The following is a 19,884-nucleotide window of genomic DNA, read 5'->3' on the forward strand; positions in this document are numbered from 1 at the left end:
GCTTATTTCCTTCTGAAGCGGGCGTCCCACTTGTTGTTGCCCGCGCCTTGCTCTCTGCCTTTGCACTGCGTGGTGTTTTCGCTGCCGGTGCATTCCACCTTCTGGGGAACGTAGACGCCGCCGCGCGGACATTTGGCCTGTCCGGATTCAAAATTCAGCCTGTTGCCCTGGAAGCGGGCCGAGGCGGGGCCGCTGCACACCTGACCGTTGCGCTCACGCACGAAACGGCGGCCGCTGCCCTTTTTGTCAAAGCAGTACTCCGCAATGATAGGCTCATTGGAAGGATGGGAATACAGACCCGTCTCGCTGGTCCAGCAGCCTTCGAGGAAGCTCAGATCGTTCTTTTTGGCCGCGTCCTCAGGAATAGTCAGATCCTCATTCTTTTTCTTGGGCTTTTCCGGTTCCTTGGGCGGATCCACTGGCTTGGGTTCCGGCTTTTGCTGTTTGGGCTGCTCCTTGGGCTTTTCGGGCTGCGGAGGAGCCACCGGGGTCTCCCCAAGGAACGGCTCCACCATTTCCGGTTCCGGCGCTGGTTCAACCGGTTCGGGTTTCTTTTCCTCAACCGGGGGCACCACTGGTTTCACGGGTTTGCACAACGCGGCCCGTTCCTGAAGCTGGTTCCATAAAAGGGCCAGTTCGTCATCCAGGGAAGCGGCGCGCTGTTCTTCAGCAGCGAGTTTCTGACGGTCCACCGGCATGCAGCCCGCAGGCAGGGGAGAAGGCAGAAAGCCGAACGCCGCGCCCAGAAGCCAGAGCAAAAGTAAAAGCAGCAATAGCGGCAGCAACCAGGGCAGGCAGCCGCTCCTCACAGGGACAGCGACCGGCGTGACCGGAGCAACGGGTGGCGGGGGCGGTATGGCCGCGCCAAGGCGCGTCAGGTCCTGAGGCAGGGCTCCCGAACTGCCGGAGGCAAAGCCCCAGTTGATCAGCACGGGCTGGCCGTTCACAGACCAGAGGTCTTCGTCTGCGGAATAGGGATGTTGCAAAGCCTGTTGCAGCAACTGTCCAGAAAGGGCCTGACGGGCCTGGACGTCGGCAGTGAGATTCTGCGCCAGGGCGGCGATATCCTGGGCAAGGGCCGCAGCCTTGAGGCGAAGGGCATTGGCTTCGGTATCCGCGAGTTCCTTGAGGGGAAGAGCCTGACCCTGCCCTTCGGCATACCAGTCTACAGTATTGCCTTCGGCGTCGTGCTGTGGCTCGGCCAGCAGGGCTGCGTGTTCCGGTCCGAGCTTTTGCAGTAGAATGGCTTTGATCTGGGCGTGGCAGTCTGTGGCCAGGATGCCCTGGCTGGCAAGCGCCCGCATGGGCCCGCGCTGGCTTACGGCTATGCGTATGCTCATGGCTTGCCTCCCTGCGCGCCCTTAACCCCGTCAGACGCTATTTGCGCCTGATCGGACTTTTGTACGGGCTTTGCCCCATCGGTTTGAACGGCGGGCTGTGATGCCCCCTGATCCGGACCAGACGGCGCAGCCATGGTGACGGGCACTCCGGCTGCTTTCAGAAATTCTGCCAGACTGGCGCTTACAATGGCCAGACTGGACTGCCTGTAGGACTCGTCGTCCAGCTTGATGAAGGTATTGATGCCCACAACCTCGCCCTTGTCGTTAACAAGCGGGCCGCCGCTGTTGCCTTGTGACACCGTCGCCGTATGGACGATAAGGGCTGGCTTGCGTTCAAGAATGACGCTGACCACGCCGTCGGTGTAAACCACTTCAGGGGCCGCCGCCGCATTGCCCTTGAGCAGGGCCAAAAACTGGGGGTCGTCGTTGGTCACAGCGCCGGGGAAACCCCATGCGCTGACTCTCTCTGTGCGCCAGACGTCAGTGGTCAGCGCCAGGGGAGTGATGGCAGGCCCGCCCTCAACTTCAAGTACGGCAAAATCGCGGCCGTTGCTCTGAACGGCTCGCAAGACGCGGGCAGGAAGTGGCGCGCCTGTGGCCTTGTTAACCACAACAGCCTTTTCGGCAGGACCCACCACATGCGCATTGGTCACCACATGCCCCGGCGACACAAAAAATCCGGAACCCATTGACAGTCCTTCTTCACGCAAAGCCAGCACAAGAACAGTTGCCTGCTCCATAAGGGCGGCAAAGCCCTGAGGCGCTTTTGCCGGCTGCGAAGCCTGCGGAGTTGCGGGGGCGGTTCGTGCGGCCGGTTCGGAGGCGTCGGGCGAAACGCTGCCAGCTCTTGCAGCGCCATCAGCCAGAGGAGGCCATGCAATGCCTGGCGGCGGCGAGAGAAGGGGCAGCTTGCGCTGCACTTCGCAGGGCTCTTCTTTAAGAAGCTGGCGCAAGCGCGCGAGAAAATCTTCGCGGGCCTGGTTCTGCTTTTGCAATTCTGCGGTTTGGAACGCTATTTGCTCTTTAAGGTTCTCCGCCGACTGCCATTCTTTCCAGAAAAGCCAGGCTGCCAGAAGCAGGAGGCCCAAAAAGAACAACAGTCCCCAAAGCAGGGGACGGCGATACCAGGGCAATACTGAGGACGGCTGTCCTCCGTTATGCGTTTCCTGCTCCGGGGCAGCGGGACTGGGCGTTTGACTCATGGTGACTCCGCGGCGCGCGCCGCAAGAAATATTCGCGCGCCCTGCCCGAAAAAGGGCAGGGCAACGCGAACGGGCGACTAACCAAGCAGGTTGTTGACGGTTTGCTCGTAGCTGTTCATGCGGGCGTCCACATCAGAACGTGTATTTTCAAGCTCTTTGCGCGAGGACTTCCATTCCGATGCCTGCGGGCTCAAAGTGGCCTGTTTGGCAACGGGTTTGGACTTTTTGGAGCCAGATGCGGGTGAAGAGGCAACAGGCTGTTCCTGGGCGGTTTCGCCAGCCAGAACGCGCTCGTATTCACTGTCTTTTTGCGCCATGGCAGCCGACGTGTCCTTGAGAATGAACGCCGTTTCTTCAAGGCCGCTGCGGATTTCATTGTAACGGTCCTGAAGGTCAAAGCGGGTGAGCTGGCCTGCCTTGTATTGATCGACCGCCAGCTTGAACTGCTGGTCATAGCATTTGGTAGCCACTTTAGCGGCGGCGGTCGCGCGGTTCATGCTGGCAGCTTCCGCGCCCATCTGACGGTTGTATTGCGCCAGATAGTCAGCGTCACGCTGCTTTTCCTGCGATTTTCCGTAGATGTTGCCGCCGACAGCGCCCGCGGCGCCACCAGCCACGGCACCGGCCAGCGCCCCCTCTATCTTGCCCGTAGCGAGCCCGCCGATAAGCGCGCCAAGCAGCGCGCCGCCAGCAGCGCCAGCCGCCGTGCTTTTGCCGGTGCTGTTTTCGTCCTGACGCAACTGGGCTACAGGTTCATAGCACTGGGGATAGTGGTTTACCTTGGTTTTCTGCTCGCCGTAGCGGCTGGTGCAGCCTGAAAAAAGCAGGCTGCCCGCAAGAAGCAAGATGAGAGGAAGAGATACGCGCCGCTGCATGCCACGGCCTCCTGATTAAAGTTGAAGGAAGTCATCACTTCTTTAATGATACTGCAAATTCATGTAAAACGGCAAGCCCCACCAAGGCTGGTGGCTGCGGGATTGAACGGATAAACACGCAATCCCGCGGCCTTTGAGGCTAAAAATGCAGGGGGCATCAGTAGGGACTGGCCTTGCGAAGATTCATTCTTAAACTTTATCGCATGCAGATTACGGCGTTTGTGCGCTCGCCCTGCCATTGTATCCTTCAGGCTGCGCAATTATTATGATGAACGCTGGTGCAAGGCAGCTTTGCGCATGTTCATTTTTGACGATTTTGCCACGCCAGATGCAACGCTTAACAGCACAGACAAATACGCTTGCGCCTTCAAGGGATCGTCAGCTCACGGAGCCGCCAGCGTAGCTTCAACGTGAAATAGCGCTGGCGGGGTGACGGAGGGGCAGACAACATATTTGACAAGGGCCGGGCAGTGGTTAAACATCTCGTTCGGCGTGTTTGGGGCTGTGTTGTTTCGCAGTTCGTGAACATTGCCGACAGGCCCGTTTGGACAGGCGCACTGCCGCCTTTTTTTGCAACATGCTACCTTGTGAGTCATCATGGCTTTTTCAGCTTCCCGCGATGCCAAAACTACCATTGCCTGCCCCAACTGTGCAGACAAGCTACATATCACGCGCACCTGCCATGAAGTGTTCATGCGCTGCCCATCCTGCAAGGCTGAACTTCCCTTGCAGGAATACATCAAGCAGGCTGACGCCGCCATGGAAAGCTTTTTGGAAAACGTATACTGCAACAGAATCTGAAATCAGCTTTGCACTGGATGCGGGTCGGCGGTTTGCGGGCCGACTCCGCCCACCGCCCTGCCAGCGGCCACACCGCTGGCCCAGGCCCAATGCAGGTTATACCCGCCAAGCAGGCCGGCCACATCAAGGATTTCTCCGGTAATATACAAATTGGGGCAGCAACGGCTGGCCATGGTCTGCGGGTCTGCCTCACTGACGGGTATGCCGCCAAGACAGACTTCTGCCTTTTTCAGCCCGGCCACTCCAGTGGGCAGAATCTTGTGCCTGTGAACAGCTTCTTCCAGTGAAGCGCGGACAGCGCGCGACAATTCCGCCGCCTTGCGTCGTGCGCTTTCCTGCGGCAACAGGGCGTCAACCAGTCGTTGCGGCAGCAGCCGGGCCAGCAAGGCCCGTGGGGTCTGTCTGCCCGACTCGTGATTGTCCAGAAGCGCCTTGAATTTTTGCGCGGGGAGGAAGTCGATGCATACCTCCATTCCTTCTTCCCAGTACAGGGACGCCTTGAGTGCTGCTGGCCCGCTCAACCCTTCATGGGTGAAGAGGAGGTGGTCCTGCCACTGTTGTTTCCCCACGGAGATGCACACCGGCAGGCTGATGCCCGTCAGGGTCGTCAAGGGATGGTTTTGCGGCAGCATGAGCGGGCTCAGGGCCGGGCGTGGCGGCACCAGGCTGTGTCCGAGGCTCTGGGCCAGTCTGTATCCCTGACCGCTGCCGCCAATCTGCGGCCACGCGGGGCTGCCCATGGCAAGGACGACATGTTTTGCCTGCCAGATGCCCGAAGCCGTTTGCACTTCAAACACGCCGTCAGCACGAGTGATTGATTCTACAGGATTTTTGCATTCCACACGGCATCCGCGCCGGCGGCAATCGTCCAGCAGGGCATTGACCAGTTTCTGCGCGGGAACCGTCAAAAAAAGTTGCCCGTGTTCCCGCTCTTCAAACGGCAAATGCCACTGGCGTACAAGACGCACCATGTGCGCCGGGGTAAAAGACCGCAGGGCAGGAGCGCAAAAATCGCTGTCCGGTGCGCCACAGCAGCGGTAGTTTGCCATATCAACCCGGCGATTGGTGAAATTGGCCTTGCCGCCGCCGCTGACGGCCAGCTTGCGGCCGGGGGTCGCCCCGCGTTCGATCACGACCACCTTCAGGCCACGCCCGGCAGCTTCTCTGGCGCACATGAGCCCGGAGGCTCCCGCACCCAGAATCAGTACGTCTGCCGCATCGTTGGCAGTGTGGCGGCTGCGTCCGCCATGGGCGTGCGGGTTACGTACAGGGGTGGGAATCGGAGATTTTGTTTCGCCGCTGAAATTTGACAGCGCTTTTCGGCGAGCGTTATGTAACTGATTTGTCTGCATGGAGTAAAAGTATACGAGTCGGCAAGGTCTGCCAAGGCGTCCCTTGGTTCGTCGGGCAGAGCGTGCCCAGGCCGACGAGAAAAATGTTCACGGATTGAGAGGATCATGCCCGTACTTGCCACAACCTACGCCTGCCCCTGGTTTATGACCAATGCCCATGTCAGCACCATGTGGCCGTCGCTTTTCCGGCCGCAGCCACCGGTCTCGCCCAAGGTATCACGACAGCGCATTGATACGCCTGACGGTGATTTTCTGGACATCGACCTGCATCCGGCCTCGGACGCGCCCGATGGAAAATTCGGCATGGGCCGGGCCATTGCCATTGTGTCGCACGGTCTTGAAGGCAACAGCCGTCGCAAGTACGTCCTTGGTATGGCCGCAGCGCTGCGGGCTCTGGGTTTTGACGTGCTGGCCTGGAACATGCGCTCCTGCTCCGGCGAACCCAACCGCACGTCACGACTGTACCATATGGGAGAAATTGAAGACCTTTCCACGGTTGTGCGCTTTGCCGAGGCCTTCAACCGTCCCTTGCTGCTGGCGGGTTTCAGCATGGGGGGGAACCAGATATGCCGCTACCTTGGCGGTGAAACGGCGTCTCCGCAGGTCAAGGCGGCAGTCGCCATTTCGGTGCCGTGCGACCTGTCCGCCGCCGCGCCGGTTATGGATGGCCCTGCCTGCCGGATATATATGTGGTATTTTTTACGGACGCTGCGCGAAAAGGTGCGCTACAAGGCGGCCCGTTTTCCTGGATATCCGTCTGTGGAAGGTCTGGAGTCCATCCGCACCTTTGCCGAGTTTGACAGGCGTTTTACCGCCCCGACATTCGGGTTTTCCTCAGCGGAAGACTATTGGGAGAAAAATACGGTGTTGCCTGACCTGCCGCGCATTACTGTACCCACCTATCTTCTGCTGTCGGCCGACGACCCTTTTTGCGCACCGTCCTGCTACCCGTGGGACACGGCGCGCGCAAGCCGACACCTGTTTCTTGAAGTTTCAGCGCATGGCGGGCACGTGGGTTTTGGTCAGGCTGGCGGCATGTACTACAGTGAGCAGCGAGCGCAGGATTTTATCCGTGGTCTGGTGGAGCAGGGCATCTTCAACTGAAGCCCTCGGGCTTTCCAGAACGTACCGCTGTCATTATCCCGGCAAAAGCGTTTTTCGGCTCGCATGGCTGGGCCGCGGCCCCTGAGATGGAATTCCTTTGCGACAAGGCAGTCTCAAGGCTTGCAGCGCGCCCGCTACTGCGCCGCCACTGTGAATACAGCAAAGAAGTTGCCACGCTTGCGCCGCGCCGCTACTGCTGTTGTCAGCATAGGCAAACCGCGTCTACGTCTTCACTGTGAGGGCCAGTTCAGGCAGCCGCCAAAGCAATTCCAAAGTTAAGCTGTTCTACCCCTTGCCTTTTGCCGCCAGCTTTTTCTTGGTCAGGCCAGTGGCTGTGGCTGTAAAAGGGTCTTCGGGCCAGGGATGGCGTGGGTATCGGCCGCGCATTTCGCTGCGCACAGCGGGGTAGCCGTTACGCCAGAAATGCGCCAGATCACGCGTGATCTGCAATGGCCGCCCTGCGGGAGAATTGAGGCGCAGGAGCAGGGGCACGCGCCCCTGGGCAATGGTCGGTGTATCCCTGCTGCCGAACATTTCCTGAAGCTTCACGTCAAGCGTAGGGCCGCCTTCTTCGCCGTATACTATGGGTTTTTGCGCGCCGGAAGGAACCTGCCAGTGCGTCGGGGCCAGTGTTTCAAGCTGTCGCCGCAGATGCCCCGGCAGCAGCCCACGCAGGGCGTCAAAAAATGCGGAAGCCGACAGGCCCGCCAGTGAGGCGCAACCATCCAAAGCAGGAGCAAGCCAGCTTTCCAGGCTGTCCAGCAAGGCGGCGTCGTCCACGAGCGGCCAGGGGTCGCCGTCCAATCGTTGCAACAGGCTCACGCGGGCGCGCCACTGGCGGCTTTGGTCGTCCCATGGCAGGCAGTCCAGCCCCTGACCGCGCACGTATGCGCACAGGGCCGTTGCCGCCTGCTCCGGCTTCGGGCGGGGCAGGGGCGTATCCTCAAGCAGCAGGGCGCCCAGCATCCGTCGGTGGCGGGCCGATACCTGACCTGAATCACTGACGCGCACCGTGTCTTTCTCAATGATTTTCTGGGCAAAGAGGCTATTGATGGCTTCCGGGTCCAGGGCCGCAGCCATGCGGACACGGCCGTGCGGCAATGCGCCGTCCACATGCGCAATCGCCAGAAAGTCCTGGCGGGCCAGCGTGTCTGTTTGCGAAAGAAGGGCTGATCGTCCGTTGCGCATGCGGTAGGCAGCCATGGGCGAACCCGCGCTGTTCACGGTGTTGAGACTGCCTGCCTGGAGCATGGCCACCTGCTCCGGCCAGGCAACGGCAACCAGCATGCCCACGGACTCCATATCCGAAAGGGCGGCGGCAAATAACACATCCGTAGCGTCATTCAGGCCACCATCAGGGGCAGCGATTGCCGATCCGGGCTCGCCGGATGTCATGTAACGGGTCAGGCGAAGGCTTTGGCGGCGAATGCGCTGGCGAAGCCCCTGTTGTCCTGGGTCATCTCTGCCCCGGTGCGGTTTCCGGCTATCTGCCTGGCGGCACAGCCAATCAAGGCGGCGCGTCAGATCACAGTCCTGTCTGCGATGAAGACAGTGTTTCTGTCCGTCAGGCGCGGCGGCAGCGGCCAGCGGGTCCCTTTCTTCAAGCAATGCCGCCAGACAGCATGCCAATGGGCCGAGCCCGTGCGCTGCGCCCCACAGCAGCATGCGGGCGGTTCGGGGGGCGAGCGGCAATCGGGCCATGAGCCGGCCCATATCCGTCGGCTTTCCTGCGCCGTCAAGCGCCTCAAGAAATTCAAGGCATTGGCGCGCCACGGCGAGATGCGCCGGGGGCGGCACATCCAGCCATGCCATTGCGGCCGGGTCGGAAACTCCCCATACTGACAACTGCAAGAGCAGGCCCGTAAGGTCGGCATCCAATATTTCCGGCCGGATATGCGGGCGCATGCCTTTTTCCTCTTCAACGGGCCACAGGCGGCAGCAGATGCCGGGTTCTGTTCTTCCGGCGCGTCCGGCGCGCTGGGCCGCCCCTGCCAGAGATACGCGCTCCGTCACCAGCCTGGACAAGCCGCTGGACGGGTCAAAACGTGACAGCCGGGCCAGCCCCGCATCAACCACCATACGGACGCCCTCAATGGTCAGCGACGTTTCGGCAATGGAGGTTGCCAGCACCACCTTGCGTTTTTGCGCCGGGGCTGGCGCTATGGCTTCGTTCTGGCTGGCGGACGAAAGGTTCCCGTATAGGGGGCAGAGCAAAACATCCGGCGGCAGGCGGTCTTCCAGCAGGTTCATGACCTGCCGGATTTCACCCGCGCCAGGCAGAAATGCCAGTAAACTGCCTTTTTCTTCGCGCAACAGCGCAAGAATAACATGGGCCATATGTTGACACAGGGCAAACGCGCCCGCCAGACCAGCCGCAGCCCCGTCAGTTCTCCCTGATCTGGCGCGCAGGGGGATGTGCCGTATCTCCACAGGGTACGCGCGCGTTTGGCATTGAATTGTCGGGCAATGCCCCATCAGGCCGGAAACAGCCTGGACATCAAGCGTGGCGGACATAACCAGAATGCGCAGGTCAGGACGCAACACCGCCTGACTTTCAAGGCAAAGCGCCAACCCGGTATCTGCTGTAAGCGAACGTTCATGAAATTCGTCAAAAATGATGCAGCCAGCATGCGGCAGGTCGGGATTTTTCTGCAACAGACGGGTGAGCACGCCTTCAGTGACCACTTCAATGCGCGTATGTCGGCTTACACGGCTTTCATCACGCATGCGCAGCCCTACGGTGCATCCGACGTCTTCATTAAGAAGAGAGGCCATGTACTGCGCAAGAGCCCGGGCCGCGACCCTGCGCGGTTCAAGCATAATGATGCCGCGGCCCTCAAGCCATGACGCGCAAAGGAGCCATAGCGGAACGCGGCTGCTTTTGCCCGCGCCGGGGCTGGCACTGAGAACAAGGTTGCAGCCTGCATCCAGCGCGGCAAGAAGAGCCTGACGCTCTGTATCAAGGGGGCAGGGCGGCAGGACGGTTGTGGCGGCGACGTGTGCGGTACGTTCAGTCATGCGGTGCTGCGTACTGTATAAGGACGTAAAGTTCAAACAGCTTTTTTACTGGCAATCCTTCTCGCGTCAGTGTATTGACACAGGAAAGGATGACCGGCGGAGAAGAACTCATGGAGTTAAACAAAAGCGGCATTATCGGGCAGAGTACAAGTCTGGCCGAAGTATTTAAAGTTCTGGGCAAGGTTGCGCCCACAGACAGCACCGTGCTTGTAACCGGGGAATCCGGAACAGGCAAGGAGTTGCTGGTGCGTGCCCTGCATTCCAACAGCTGCCGGCACGATAAACCCTTTGTGCCCATCAACTGTGGGGCCATCCCCAAAGAATTGCTGGAAAGTGAGCTTTTCGGGCATGAAAAGGGCGCTTTTACCCATGCAATCCGCTCCCGCCCAGGCCGCTTCGAAGTGGCGGACGGGGGCACCATTTTTCTTGACGAAATAGGCGAGATGGACCTGAGCCTTCAGGTCAAAATCCTGCGCGTACTTCAGGAAAAAGAGATAGAGCGCGTTGGCGGAAGCGGCTGCAAGAAAGTTGACGTGCGCATTGTGGCTGCAACCAACCGTGACCTTGAGGTCGAGGTGGCTGCCGGACGCTTTCGTGAAGACCTGTACTATCGCCTTAACGTCATACCGCTGCACTTGCCGCCCCTGCGCGAAAGGGGTGGAGACGTGCTTGTGCTGGCCAAATATTTTCTGAACTTTTTTTGCTCCAAAAAAAAGCGCCCGACCCTCGTACTTTCGCCTGACACGCGCCGCGTGCTGGCTGCGTACGCCTGGCCCGGCAATGTGCGTGAACTTGAAAATTTTATGGAGCGTCTGAGCATTCTTGTGGATGGTGATCTCGTTCGTCCAGAGGATTTGCCCAGAAAAATACTTGACCATGTCGGCGATATTGCAGCATTGCCTGAAGTTGAAGAGTGCGCCGACGAAATTGAGCCCGTGGCGCATGAAGAATCCTGCCATGCCGAGCCCGCTGCAGACCATGCTGCGCCTGTTGTGGAGAGCGACGTTCCAGATTCGCACGCTGTTCAGGTGTTTGCCCCGCAGAAGCCCGGAAGTTTTGTCTGGCCCGATCTGGCTGTGCTTGAGGCCCAGGCATTGAATCTTAAAGATTTCCTTGACGCTGTGGAAAGTCGTCTGATTGATGAAGCGTTGGGACGGGCCGAAGGCGTCAAAAACCAGGCCGCTGAACTGCTTGGCATAAAACGTACGACCCTGATTGAAAAGTTGAAGAAACGCAATGCATGACGGCGCATTTTTTGCATAACGCATGGCGGCTCCAGGTGCTTCAAACTTTCCGTGAAGTGTACGTGAATAAAAAGATACCCGCTGGCACAAGCCAACCTCATCTTCCTTTTAGTGAAGGTTTTGTCGTCAATCTGCGCTGTGTTCTGCGTCGATTCGGGCGATCTTTTTTTGTTTTTCTTCTGGGGATCGTAAGCATCGGATTGATCCCCTTCAGCGCTCACGCCCTTTCGTGGAGCTGGTCAGCGGCGGATAATGGCGCTGAAAGGCTGCATCTGCAACTGGATGCTCCGGATCAGGTCAGCAGTCTGGCCCGCTCTGGGGGTAATTCTTTAACGCTTTACTTGAACTCTGATGCTCACTCCGCGCCTTCGTTCACGCCTGACGGCCCTATGCCTGTCCAGGGAGCCCTGCTTGAACATGCCGGTCTTGTTGACGGCCACGTGCGCATTCTGCTTTCTTCCCGTACCGTGCGGCATGCTGTGCACCGCACAGCGCCCGACAGGCTGGATATAGAATTTTTTGCCGCCGGAAAGGGGGCATCTGTCCCGTCGGGTGAAGCCGTCAGTCTGGCACGGGAAAAAAACTCCCAGGCCGCAGGCGCGGCCCAGTCATCCGCGCCAGACGGGTTTGCTCATGACAAAGATGCCTTGGGCGACCCCAGGAGCAAGCCGTTTGCATCAGCTTTAGGCACGCAAGCGTCAACCTTTCCTGCTGCTGCAACTATAGCAACTGGCCGTTTTGACAACGTTGCTTTTGCAAAGGCGTCAGGCAGTGCTGCGGATGGCCTTGGCGATACTTTGGGGCGCACGCTTGGGCATGAACCGACCCTGCCGTTTTCGCAGTTGGCGCAGTTGAGTGAAAAAGCGCCTTCAAAAAAATCCTCCTCATTCGGCATTGAAGAATTTCCTGACAGGATTTGGGATTTTTTGGGCTTTTCCGAGGCGCAGGCGGCGCAGCAATCCGCTGATCCGACGGCCGCCGCGCCGGCTGGCGCAGCGGCAGCGTCCCCGCAAACGCTTGGAGAGCGGGGGAGCATGGTTGACCGCCAAACGGTGTTCGGCCGGATAAACACCGGGGGGCCGGAAGACTGGCCGGAAGACAAGGCGCTTTCCACTGTAACCGAGTCTCTGCCCGGTGCTGAACCCGCCCGCGCCGAGCAGGCCCAAGGCGAACCGGGCGCGCCCGCGCCGCAAAGTACCGGCGCAGCTTCACGGCAAGAAGCCGGAACTGCCGGGCCCGCTGCCCATAATGAAGTCGCTGCCGATACTTCCACAGGCGGCAAATTGCCTTTTGCCAATGACGCCACCCCGTCAGGGGGTGCGCCAGCTTCCGGGGCGCCAGTTGAACAGGAGAAGGGTGAGCCACAGAAAGCTGAGCCGCAGAAGGATGCACTGGCGCAAAAGAGCGAACAGGCGCAGCCTGACGTCACAGGCGGCGCTCCGTCGACAAATGCTGCTGTTCTGCCGCCAGCCACGCCTGCTTCAAACGCCGCGCAGCCCGTGGAAAATAGGGCTCAGCCCGGTTCTGCCAAACAGGACAGCCCGTCCGCCTCTGGCGAGGTATCCGGCAAGGTGAGCGGACAAACCGTGGGCCTGCCCTCTGGGCAGCATGCGCCCGAAGCCCCCGCCAAAGCGGCGGAAGAGCGCCCCGTCATTTACGTGGACGAGCAGGGCAATCCGGTATCCAAACCCATCAAGCCTGAAGTTGTGATGGAAGAAGCCGAGCGGCTTCTTCGCGAGCGCAAGTACGTTGAAGCTTTGCCGCAGCTTGAGAAGCTCAAAAGCCTCCCCGGGATCAGCCCGGAGATGCTTGAAAAAACACTCTACTACATAAGTGACTGCGCATGGGCGCGCTATGCGGACAATCCGCTTGCGGGATATGAAGCCATTGTGTCCGCCACCAGTGAGGCAATGAACGCCAACCTGCGGTCTCCGCGCGTGCCCGAAGCCTTGCTGCGCCTGGGGCTGGCAAACGTTAACGTTGGCAACCTTGTGGACGCGGGGGGATACATTGTGGCCCTGCTGCGCCGTTATCCCGACTATCCAGGCGTTGCGCAAGGGTTCACCGCGCTGGGCAAGGCCCAGTTGAAGCGCGGTCTCAATGAACGCGCAGAACAGTCTTTTTCCATCGTTCTGGATAAATATCCGGAATCTTCCTACTTGCAGGAAGCTTCCGTGGGGCTGGCCGAAGCCTTCAGCAACCAGAAAAAATTTCAGAATGCACAACTTATACTTGACTTTATAAGCAAGCGCTGGCCCCGATATTATATCGACCAACCTGCTTTTTTGCTTTTGCAGGCAGGCACTGACAAGGCCCTGGGTAAAATACCCGCAGCCCTCAACCTGTACTGGCTTTACTACAATCTTGTGCCCGGCAATTCCGGCAATGACGCTCTTCTGCTGGAACTGGGCGATATATATGCCCGGCAGGGCGTCTGGCCTACGGCTGAATTTGTTTACCGCTATGTCGAGCGCCAGTATGCCGGGACGTCACCCGCGGCTCTGGCCAGGCTCCGCCTGGCGGAGAAGGGCATTTACGATTCGCCCATTTCCTATGCCGAGATGAGCGCAGTGTTTGCCAAGACAGGCAATGGGGCATTGTGGAAAGTATACCATGAGTTGGCCGCGAGCTCCAAAACGGCGCCAGAGGCTGTACTGGCCCGCCTCAAAGAGGCCATGTGGCTGTATTGGGATAAAAAGTACACCGATGCCATGGGCAAGGCCGCCGACTTTATAGACGCCTATCCTGACAATGCCAATGTCCCCGAAGCCCGTGATCTTATCTGGGAAGCCTTTCAGAAAGAGCTGGCCAACTCTTTGGCCGAGCATAATTACGGGCGCATTCTTATACTTTGGAACGGCTTTCCGCTTGTGCGCGAGCGCTACGGCGTTCCTGATCCGCGCATGCGCTATGTTTTGGCTCAAGGTCTGCTCGAGCGGGGCGATGAGGCCGCCGCTCTGGCTCTGCTGGCGGATTTTTTGAAAAGCCCTATGGATCCCAACTACGGCGAAGCGGCTTTTACGGAATTTTTCAACAGGTATCTCAAAGCTGGCGCATGGGATAAAGTGCTTGATCTTGGCAGACTTGTTTCCACCTGGCCCATGAACAAGCAGTTGCGCAACCAGCTTGACTACGCCATGGCCCTTTCTGCCCAAAACCTCAACCTTTCCGGCCCGGCGCTGGCCATGTGGGCGCAGTTGGCGGAGAGGCAGGATATTCCGCTGTATCAGCGCGCCTACGCGACATACTTTCTGGCGCGTGACGCCGAGGAACGAAAAGACATCAAGAACGCCTACGCACTCAACCGCAAAGTTGTGGAGCTCTTTACCCGGTTGCAGGATGAACGTTCGGAAAAGGCTGATCCCCAGCGCATCAAGGATGCCCTGGCAGCACTTATGGATATCAGCGAAGTGGCCAACCGTGTTCCTGAGGCGCTGGAATGGGTTGAGCGCTATAATGCCTACGCTCCCCCGCAGTCGCCGGAGTACCCCGGTTTGAGGTTCCGTGAGGCGCGGCTCTACCGCAAGCTGGGGGATGCAGCGCGCTCGCAGGCCTTGCTGGAAGACATCGTGCGCAACTATCCCGGTTCGCCCTTTGCGCAGGCTGCCGCCAGCGAACTTCGGACTTTTGAGGTTTCGCGTGACCTGCAGAATTATCTGCCAGGAGCGGCCGCTGCACCACAGGGATCCTCTGCGCCGCAGGGCGCTTCCGGCCAATAGGCCGTTCTGCGCGCGCCACAGTTCAACAGTTATTTGTAATTTTATAACTAGTACCATTTGTTATGGTTTTTATCAGAACTGGTAATGAATGCAGGCAATTTTTGACCAAATGCATGCGTTGCCAGGTCTGCGCTCATGGCATAGTATCGTAATAGATATTGTTATCGGACAGTCTTGTTTGTGTAACTGTGTCACGAAATGCCGTGGTAAAGGGGACAAGTATGAAAATATTGCGTCACGTCTGTTTTATGGCGCTTCTGGCGATGCTTCTCGCCGGTTGCAATGCGGGCTTGCAGCGTGGGATGGTTGGCCCGGTGTATGTGTCAACAGCACGCCCGGCTATCAGTCTGACGGTCAAGGACATGCCCTTGCTCACTGGCGGCCAGGGGCAGTGCAATCTTCCCTGGACAAGCGTTTTGGGCGGGCTGCCCGTATCTGTATGGCTGGCCGCTTACGGACAGGGCACGCCGCAATCACCACTTGCAATTGTGGCACAGGCTGAACTGCCGCACAGCTGGTACTGGAACAGCGATTCAACGCCTCCGTTCAGCGTGGATCACGCAACCGAGATCATCGGTGACACCCAATTCTCGGCCAGCACCTTTATTGTCGACGGCGCGCGCGATCCTTTTTCGCTTCTGGCCGGGGTGCAGCCTGATACCCCTCCGGTGCGCTGGCTTGTGCGCAGTTTTACTTCCCGGTTCAACTTTAATGTCGACAAGGTTATCCTGGAGTACCGCGAACCCCTTCCGGAGCAGATGGCTTTTCTTGACGTGCTGACTATTGCGCAGACCGACCAGTTGAAGGCCTTCGAACAGCGTGCCAGAAACACCTTTGTTGTCGGCCGGGTGCCCGAAAATTTGATCGGACTTGTTGATCCTTACCTGAAAAATGTTCTGTGGCAGTTCATGGATCAATATTTTTTGGGAACTGTATCACAGTATGATAGCTTTAAGGTCAACTGATTTATTATTAATAATCAGTTCTCATTGTCTCGGAATCCTCTGGCAACGGCCTTCCAAACCCCGTGTTCTGGAAGGCCGTTGCACATTAAATAATGTCAAGTTAAATGAAATTTCGCCGTTACTGCGCCAAAATCGCCAACATATTCGAAATACCTACATTAATGTTTGTAAAATGATTTTTTAAATACGTATTAGTACATTGACGAAATAATAAGCTCTGTGTATGTTCGGCCAATTGGGACTGTGGATTTAACAACTCGATCTGTGTTAAATATAAACGCGCCCCCCACTGTTGCGCGTTTGGCGGATCATAAAGATGACCATAAGGGGTAACTATGGACGACTATTTGAAAGAAGCTCTGGAGATCACCAGGGCGCAGGCCGGTGTGCGTGTGATGAGCGAAGAAGAAATAGCTACTTTCATTCAGAGGGTGGCTCTTGGCATTCGCGCCGTGGCCGAAGGTGAAACGCCGGTTGAAATGGACAGCCTTGAAATGGCTCAAGAAGCCCGTAAGTCTGTCAAGGAAAAGTCTGTTACCTGCCTTGAGTGTGGCAAAAGTTTCAAAATTCTGACCAAACGCCACCTTGCCGGCCACAGCATGAGCACTGCGGAATATCGCGAAAAATGGGGCTTCAAAAAAGATGCTCCGCTCGTTTGCAAAGCCCTGCAGCGTGAACGTCGCAAAAAAATGAAAGACATGAAGCTGTGGGAAAAAAGACGTAAAGTCCAATAATGCACAGGCCCGCCGCAGGCGGGCTTTTTTGCATTTGTGGGTCGCGACCCTAATTGAAGTGCTTTGTGAAGCGCTCATTCATGTGCGCGAGCAGACGCCCGGCAGAAAGGCACGGTCGCAACCCCAGCCCTTACCCGCAGGGCCTGCGGTTGAGAACCATATTGCCAGGTATTGCCCGTGCACGTGCCGTAACGGGCATGACCTGCATTTGTGGAATGTTTTTTACAGCAAATCTGCCTGAAGGGATGCCTGCCATTTGTGATGGTGCTTTTTTGAAGCGGCTACGAACCCATTTTCATGAAAACATTGCAGACGATTCCTGGCGCAGATGTTTCTGCGCCAGGATGCCCCTGCTTTTTGTGAAACGGCAGGCGAGGGAGAGTAGCCGCCGCCTGGTCATGGTTTTTTCAGGTTTTTCAGGATCAAGGTATGACTGTATATTACACGGCGGATGCCCCTGCGGAAGCGTTGGAGCTTTTATCTCTTTCAGATGAACAGCTTTTTGCCAGCGCTTCACATCTTCGCACAGCAACATTCGGCAACAAGGTCACGCTCTGCGCCATTATCAACGCCCGAAGCGGAAACTGCGGCATGGACTGCAGGTTTTGTTCGCAAAGCAGGCACAACCATACCCCTATTGATGTGTTTTCCCTGCTGTCCGATGAGGAATTGCGCGCCCGTATCCTGGCGCTGGCTGAACAGCCTGTTGCCCGCATCGGCATTGTGACCAGCGGCGGCGCGCTGAGTGGTGAAGAGTTTGAGCGCCTGGCAGGCGTACTGCAATCTTTGCCTGAGTCAGCGCGCAAACGTGTCTGCGCGTCGCTTGGCAGGCTTGATGCAAACCAGCTGGCCCTGTTGGCTGACATCGGGCTAGACAGGTATCACCACAATCTCGAAACCTCACGTGAGTTTTATCCAAGCATCTGCACCACGCAAACCTGGAGTCAACGCAGGGATACCGTCGTTCGCGTCCAAAAGGCGGGTATGACGGCCTGTACCGGCGGCCTGTTCGGTCTTGGCGAAAGCTGGCGTGACCGCATTGATTTTGCCTTCAGCCTTAAAGAGATGGGTGTGGGCAATGTGCCCATAAATTTCCTGCATCCGCATCCTGAAACGCCCCTTGCCGGGCAACCGCTACTTTCGGCGCGCGAAGCCTTGCGCATCATTGCTCTTTTCAGGCACATCCTGCCCAAAGCAACATTGCGCGTCTGCGGTGGCAGGCCTTTAGTGCTTGGTCAGCGGCAGAAAGAAATTTTCCATGCCGGAGCCAACGCGCTCATGACAGGAGACTATCTCACCACGCATGGCCGAGGTGTGCCCGATGATCTTGCAATGATTGCCGATCTTGGGCTGGAGGTTGACTGTGCCCCCCATTGCTGAACCTGACGTGTCCACGCAGGAAGCACGGCCCCTGCGTGGTGTTTTTGTGGCCGGCTCCGGCACGGATGTGGGCAAGACCGTATGCACGGGAGCGTTACTGCGCTGTCTGCGGCAGGAAAACGTGGCCGTGCAGGCGGTCAAGCCTGTGCAAACCGGCGTGCGGGCAGATGAAGTTGCCTGTTCGCCCTTGTCTGACGCCTTTGTTTACGCCAGGGCCATGCAGGGCATAAAACCCATGCAAGGGCTGCAACCTTCAGCGGTTCTTCGCTGTTTCGAGTTGCCAGCCTCGCCGCATCTTGCTGCCGCCAGAGAAAACAGACGGCTGAGCTGCCGGAGCCTGCGTGAGGACATCCTTGCCCACTGGCGGGCTGTTCCGGCCAGGGCGCTTCTGTTGGAAGGCGCGGGAGGATTGCGCGTTCCCCTTAATGAAGACGAGGATATGCTGGACTTGATGGCCATGCTGGGCTTGCCCGTTCTGCTGGCTGGCGGCAACTATCTTGGCGGACTCAATCATATTTTGCTTTCAGTTGAAGCTCTGCGTCATCACGGACTTCTTCTGGCAGGGGTTGCCCTGACGCCCGCCGCTGATCCTGCCATGAACTGCCCCGGAGTGGATGTGGCGGGCCTGCTGGCGGACAATGCCCGTATTCTGCGGAAAAAGCTTGAACGTATGGGCTGTGATGCGCCGGTGGTTGAGCTGCCGCGTCTTGAAAAACTGGACTGGTCCGGCTGGGAAAAGCTGACAGATCTGCTGAGGCCCATAGCGCTGCAAATGGGCCAGCGCTGGTCTGAAAAGGGCCAGAACTCTTCAGAGTTTCTGGAAGAAGAACGCCTCATACAGCGAGACAGAAAAACTGTCTGGCATCCCTATGCCTCGGCCACGGATGTTCCGCCCCTTAACGCCGTCAGGCGCACCTTTGCCAACCGCATGGTGCTTGCTGACGGAAAAGAGCTTATTGACGGCATGTCGTCCTGGTGGGCGGCCATCCATGGGTACAATCATCCACGCCTGCTTGATGCCCTGCATTCCCAGGCTGGCCGCATGCCCCACGTCATGTTCGGCGGCCTTACCCATGAACCGGCCGTGGCCCTGGCTGAGCGCTTGCTTGAGCTTATGCCTGAGGGATTGGAAAGAATTTTCTTTGCGGATTCCGGTTCTGTTGCTGTTGAAGTGGCCCTGAAAATGGCCTTGCAGTATCAGCAGAGCAGGGGAGAAACGCAACGTACCCGTTTTTTGGCCCCACGCGGCGGCTACCATGGCGACACCATCGGGGCCATGTCTGTCTGTGATCCGGTCACAGGCATGCACAGCCTTTTTTCGGGCATATTGCCTGAGCAGCTTTTCATGGAGCGCCCTTCGTGCCGCTTCGACCAGCCCTTTGATCCCGCGTGTCTTGGTGATGCCCGCCATGTGCTCACTGAACACGGCAAGGAGCTTGCCGCAGTTATTCTTGAGCCTGTGGTGCAGGGTGCGGGCGGCATGTGGTTTTACCATCCGGAGTATCTGCGCGAACTTGCAAAACTGTGCCGAGAGGCCGACACGCTTTTGATATTTGATGAAATTGCGACTGGCTTTGGCCGTACGGGCAAAATGTTTGCCGCTGAATGGGCCGAAGTGAGCCCCGATATTCTCTGCTGCGGCAAAGGACTTACCGGAGGTATGCTTACGCTGGCGGCCACTGCCTGCAGCAGGCAGGTTGCGGAAGGCATTTGCCGGGATGGCGGCGTATTTATGCACGGGCCCACCTTTATGGCCAATGCCCTGGCTTGCGCCGTGGCCGGAGCCAGCCTTGACATGCTCGCCTCGGGCGGCTGGCGAAAGCAGGTGGACGATCTTGAGCTTGCGTTGCGCGAGGGATTGGCAGGCTGCCAGGGGCTGCCGGATGTCGCCGATGTGCGCGTGCTCGGGGCCATAGGTGTGGTTGAGATGCACGAGCCGGTGAACACGCGCGCATTACAGAAATTTTTTGTCGAGCACGGAGTGTGGCTGCGACCCTTCAACCGCCTTGTCTACCTTATGCCGCCGTATGTGACTCCCGTCGAAGATGTGGCACGGCTGTGCGCCGTGGTTGAAAAGGCTTTGCATCTGGGAGTGTATTTGCCGTGATGTTTCTGCTGACGTACGTTGGCGTTCTGTTTTTGCACGCATG

General features: G+C 58.2%; 13 protein-coding genes. 8 read left to right on the plus strand and 5 right to left on the minus strand.

Annotation, left to right across the window (positions count from 1 at the left end; translation table 11 throughout):
• Positions 1-2 precede the first annotated feature (2 nt).
• From ACZ5DH_RS04425 to ACZ5DH_RS04435, 3 genes are all read right to left on the minus strand, one after another.
• Positions 3-1,340 carry an SrfA family protein gene (locus ACZ5DH_RS04425; protein ID WP_464255931.1) on the minus strand — a complete coding sequence of 446 codons (1,338 nt, stop codon included), beginning with the start codon at positions 1,338-1,340 and terminating at the stop codon, positions 3-5.
• Complete coding sequence (locus ACZ5DH_RS04430; protein WP_464255932.1) at positions 1,337-2,542, minus strand: S1 family peptidase; 1,206 nt, start codon at positions 2,540-2,542, stop codon at positions 1,337-1,339. The genes ACZ5DH_RS04425 and ACZ5DH_RS04430 overlap by 4 nt, the downstream gene beginning before the upstream one ends.
• Positions 2,543-2,619: 77 nt before the next feature.
• A complete protein-coding gene (locus tag ACZ5DH_RS04435; protein ID WP_464255933.1) occupies positions 2,620-3,417 on the minus strand; it encodes a glycine zipper domain-containing protein in 798 nt (265 codons plus the stop codon).
• A 597-nt stretch (positions 3,418-4,014) separates the two neighbouring features.
• On the opposite strand from ACZ5DH_RS04435, the gene ACZ5DH_RS04440 reads away from it, so the two are divergent.
• On the plus strand, positions 4,015-4,218 hold the full coding sequence (locus tag ACZ5DH_RS04440) for a dual CXXC motif small (seleno)protein (RefSeq protein ID WP_464255934.1): 204 nt from the start codon (positions 4,015-4,017) through the stop codon (positions 4,216-4,218).
• A gap of 2 nt (positions 4,219-4,220) precedes the next feature.
• On the opposite strand, the gene ACZ5DH_RS04445 is transcribed toward ACZ5DH_RS04440, so the two are convergent.
• On the minus strand, positions 4,221-5,531 hold the full coding sequence (locus tag ACZ5DH_RS04445; protein WP_464256501.1) for a BaiN/RdsA family NAD(P)/FAD-dependent oxidoreductase: 1,311 nt from the start codon (positions 5,529-5,531) through the stop codon (positions 4,221-4,223).
• 144 nt (positions 5,532-5,675) lie between these two features.
• Here ACZ5DH_RS04445 and ACZ5DH_RS04450 point away from each other — a divergent pair, with 144 nt between their 5' ends.
• A complete protein-coding gene (locus ACZ5DH_RS04450) occupies positions 5,676-6,674 on the plus strand; it encodes a YheT family hydrolase (RefSeq protein ID WP_464255935.1) in 999 nt (332 codons plus the stop codon).
• Between the two features lie 285 nt (positions 6,675-6,959).
• Here ACZ5DH_RS04450 and hrpB read toward each other — a convergent pair whose 3' ends face one another.
• Entirely contained in the window at positions 6,960-9,692 is a 2,733-nt protein-coding gene (gene hrpB, locus ACZ5DH_RS04455) for an ATP-dependent helicase HrpB (RefSeq protein ID WP_464255936.1), read from the minus strand.
• A gap of 110 nt (positions 9,693-9,802) precedes the next feature.
• Here hrpB and ACZ5DH_RS04460 point away from each other — a divergent pair, with 110 nt between their 5' ends.
• From ACZ5DH_RS04460 to bioA, 6 genes are all read left to right on the plus strand, one after another.
• Positions 9,803-10,936: a sigma-54 interaction domain-containing protein gene (locus ACZ5DH_RS04460; protein ID WP_464255937.1), complete on the plus strand. Its 1,134-nt coding sequence runs from the start codon at positions 9,803-9,805 to the stop codon at positions 10,934-10,936.
• A 62-nt stretch (positions 10,937-10,998) separates the two neighbouring features.
• Complete coding sequence (locus ACZ5DH_RS04465; RefSeq protein WP_464255938.1) at positions 10,999-14,655, plus strand: tetratricopeptide repeat protein; 3,657 nt, start codon at positions 10,999-11,001, stop codon at positions 14,653-14,655.
• 221 nt (positions 14,656-14,876) lie between these two features.
• Positions 14,877-15,620, plus strand: a complete 744-nt coding sequence (locus ACZ5DH_RS04470; protein WP_464255939.1) for a DUF4851 domain-containing protein — start codon at positions 14,877-14,879, stop codon at positions 15,618-15,620.
• 335 nt (positions 15,621-15,955) lie between these two features.
• Entirely contained in the window at positions 15,956-16,354 is a 399-nt protein-coding gene (locus tag ACZ5DH_RS04475) for a Ros/MucR family transcriptional regulator (RefSeq protein WP_291302683.1), read from the plus strand.
• Positions 16,355-16,783: 429 nt separating this feature from the next.
• Positions 16,784-17,734: a biotin synthase BioB gene (gene bioB / locus ACZ5DH_RS04480; RefSeq protein ID WP_464255940.1), complete on the plus strand. Its 951-nt coding sequence runs from the start codon at positions 16,784-16,786 to the stop codon at positions 17,732-17,734.
• Complete coding sequence (bioA, locus tag ACZ5DH_RS04485; RefSeq protein ID WP_464255941.1) at positions 17,718-19,841, plus strand: adenosylmethionine--8-amino-7-oxononanoate transaminase; 2,124 nt, start codon at positions 17,718-17,720, stop codon at positions 19,839-19,841. The genes bioB and bioA overlap by 17 nt, the downstream gene beginning before the upstream one ends.
• Positions 19,842-19,884 lie beyond the last annotated feature (43 nt).

Source organism: Desulfovibrio simplex, assembly GCF_055387835.1.

Bases quoted from the DNA above. Each gene is read 5' to 3' on its own strand.
- ACZ5DH_RS04425 (WP_464255931.1), bottom strand. From the start codon at position 1,340: ATGAGCATACGCATAGCCGTAAGCCAGCGCGGGCCCATGCGGGCGCTT.
- ACZ5DH_RS04430 (WP_464255932.1), bottom strand. From the start codon at position 2,542: ATGAGTCAAACGCCCAGTCCCGCTGCCCCGGAGCAGGAAACGCATAAC.
- ACZ5DH_RS04435 (WP_464255933.1), bottom strand. From the start codon at position 3,417: ATGCAGCGGCGCGTATCTCTTCCTCTCATCTTGCTTCTTGCGGGCAGC.
- ACZ5DH_RS04440 (WP_464255934.1), top strand. From the start codon at position 4,015: ATGGCTTTTTCAGCTTCCCGCGATGCCAAAACTACCATTGCCTGCCCC.
- ACZ5DH_RS04450 (WP_464255935.1), top strand. From the start codon at position 5,676: ATGCCCGTACTTGCCACAACCTACGCCTGCCCCTGGTTTATGACCAAT.
- hrpB (WP_464255936.1), bottom strand. From the start codon at position 9,692: ATGACTGAACGTACCGCACACGTCGCCGCCACAACCGTCCTGCCGCCC.
- ACZ5DH_RS04460 (WP_464255937.1), top strand. From the start codon at position 9,803: ATGGAGTTAAACAAAAGCGGCATTATCGGGCAGAGTACAAGTCTGGCC.
- ACZ5DH_RS04470 (WP_464255939.1), top strand. From the start codon at position 14,877: ATGAAAATATTGCGTCACGTCTGTTTTATGGCGCTTCTGGCGATGCTT.
- ACZ5DH_RS04475 (WP_291302683.1), top strand. From the start codon at position 15,956: ATGGACGACTATTTGAAAGAAGCTCTGGAGATCACCAGGGCGCAGGCC.
- bioB (WP_464255940.1), top strand. From the start codon at position 16,784: ATGACTGTATATTACACGGCGGATGCCCCTGCGGAAGCGTTGGAGCTT.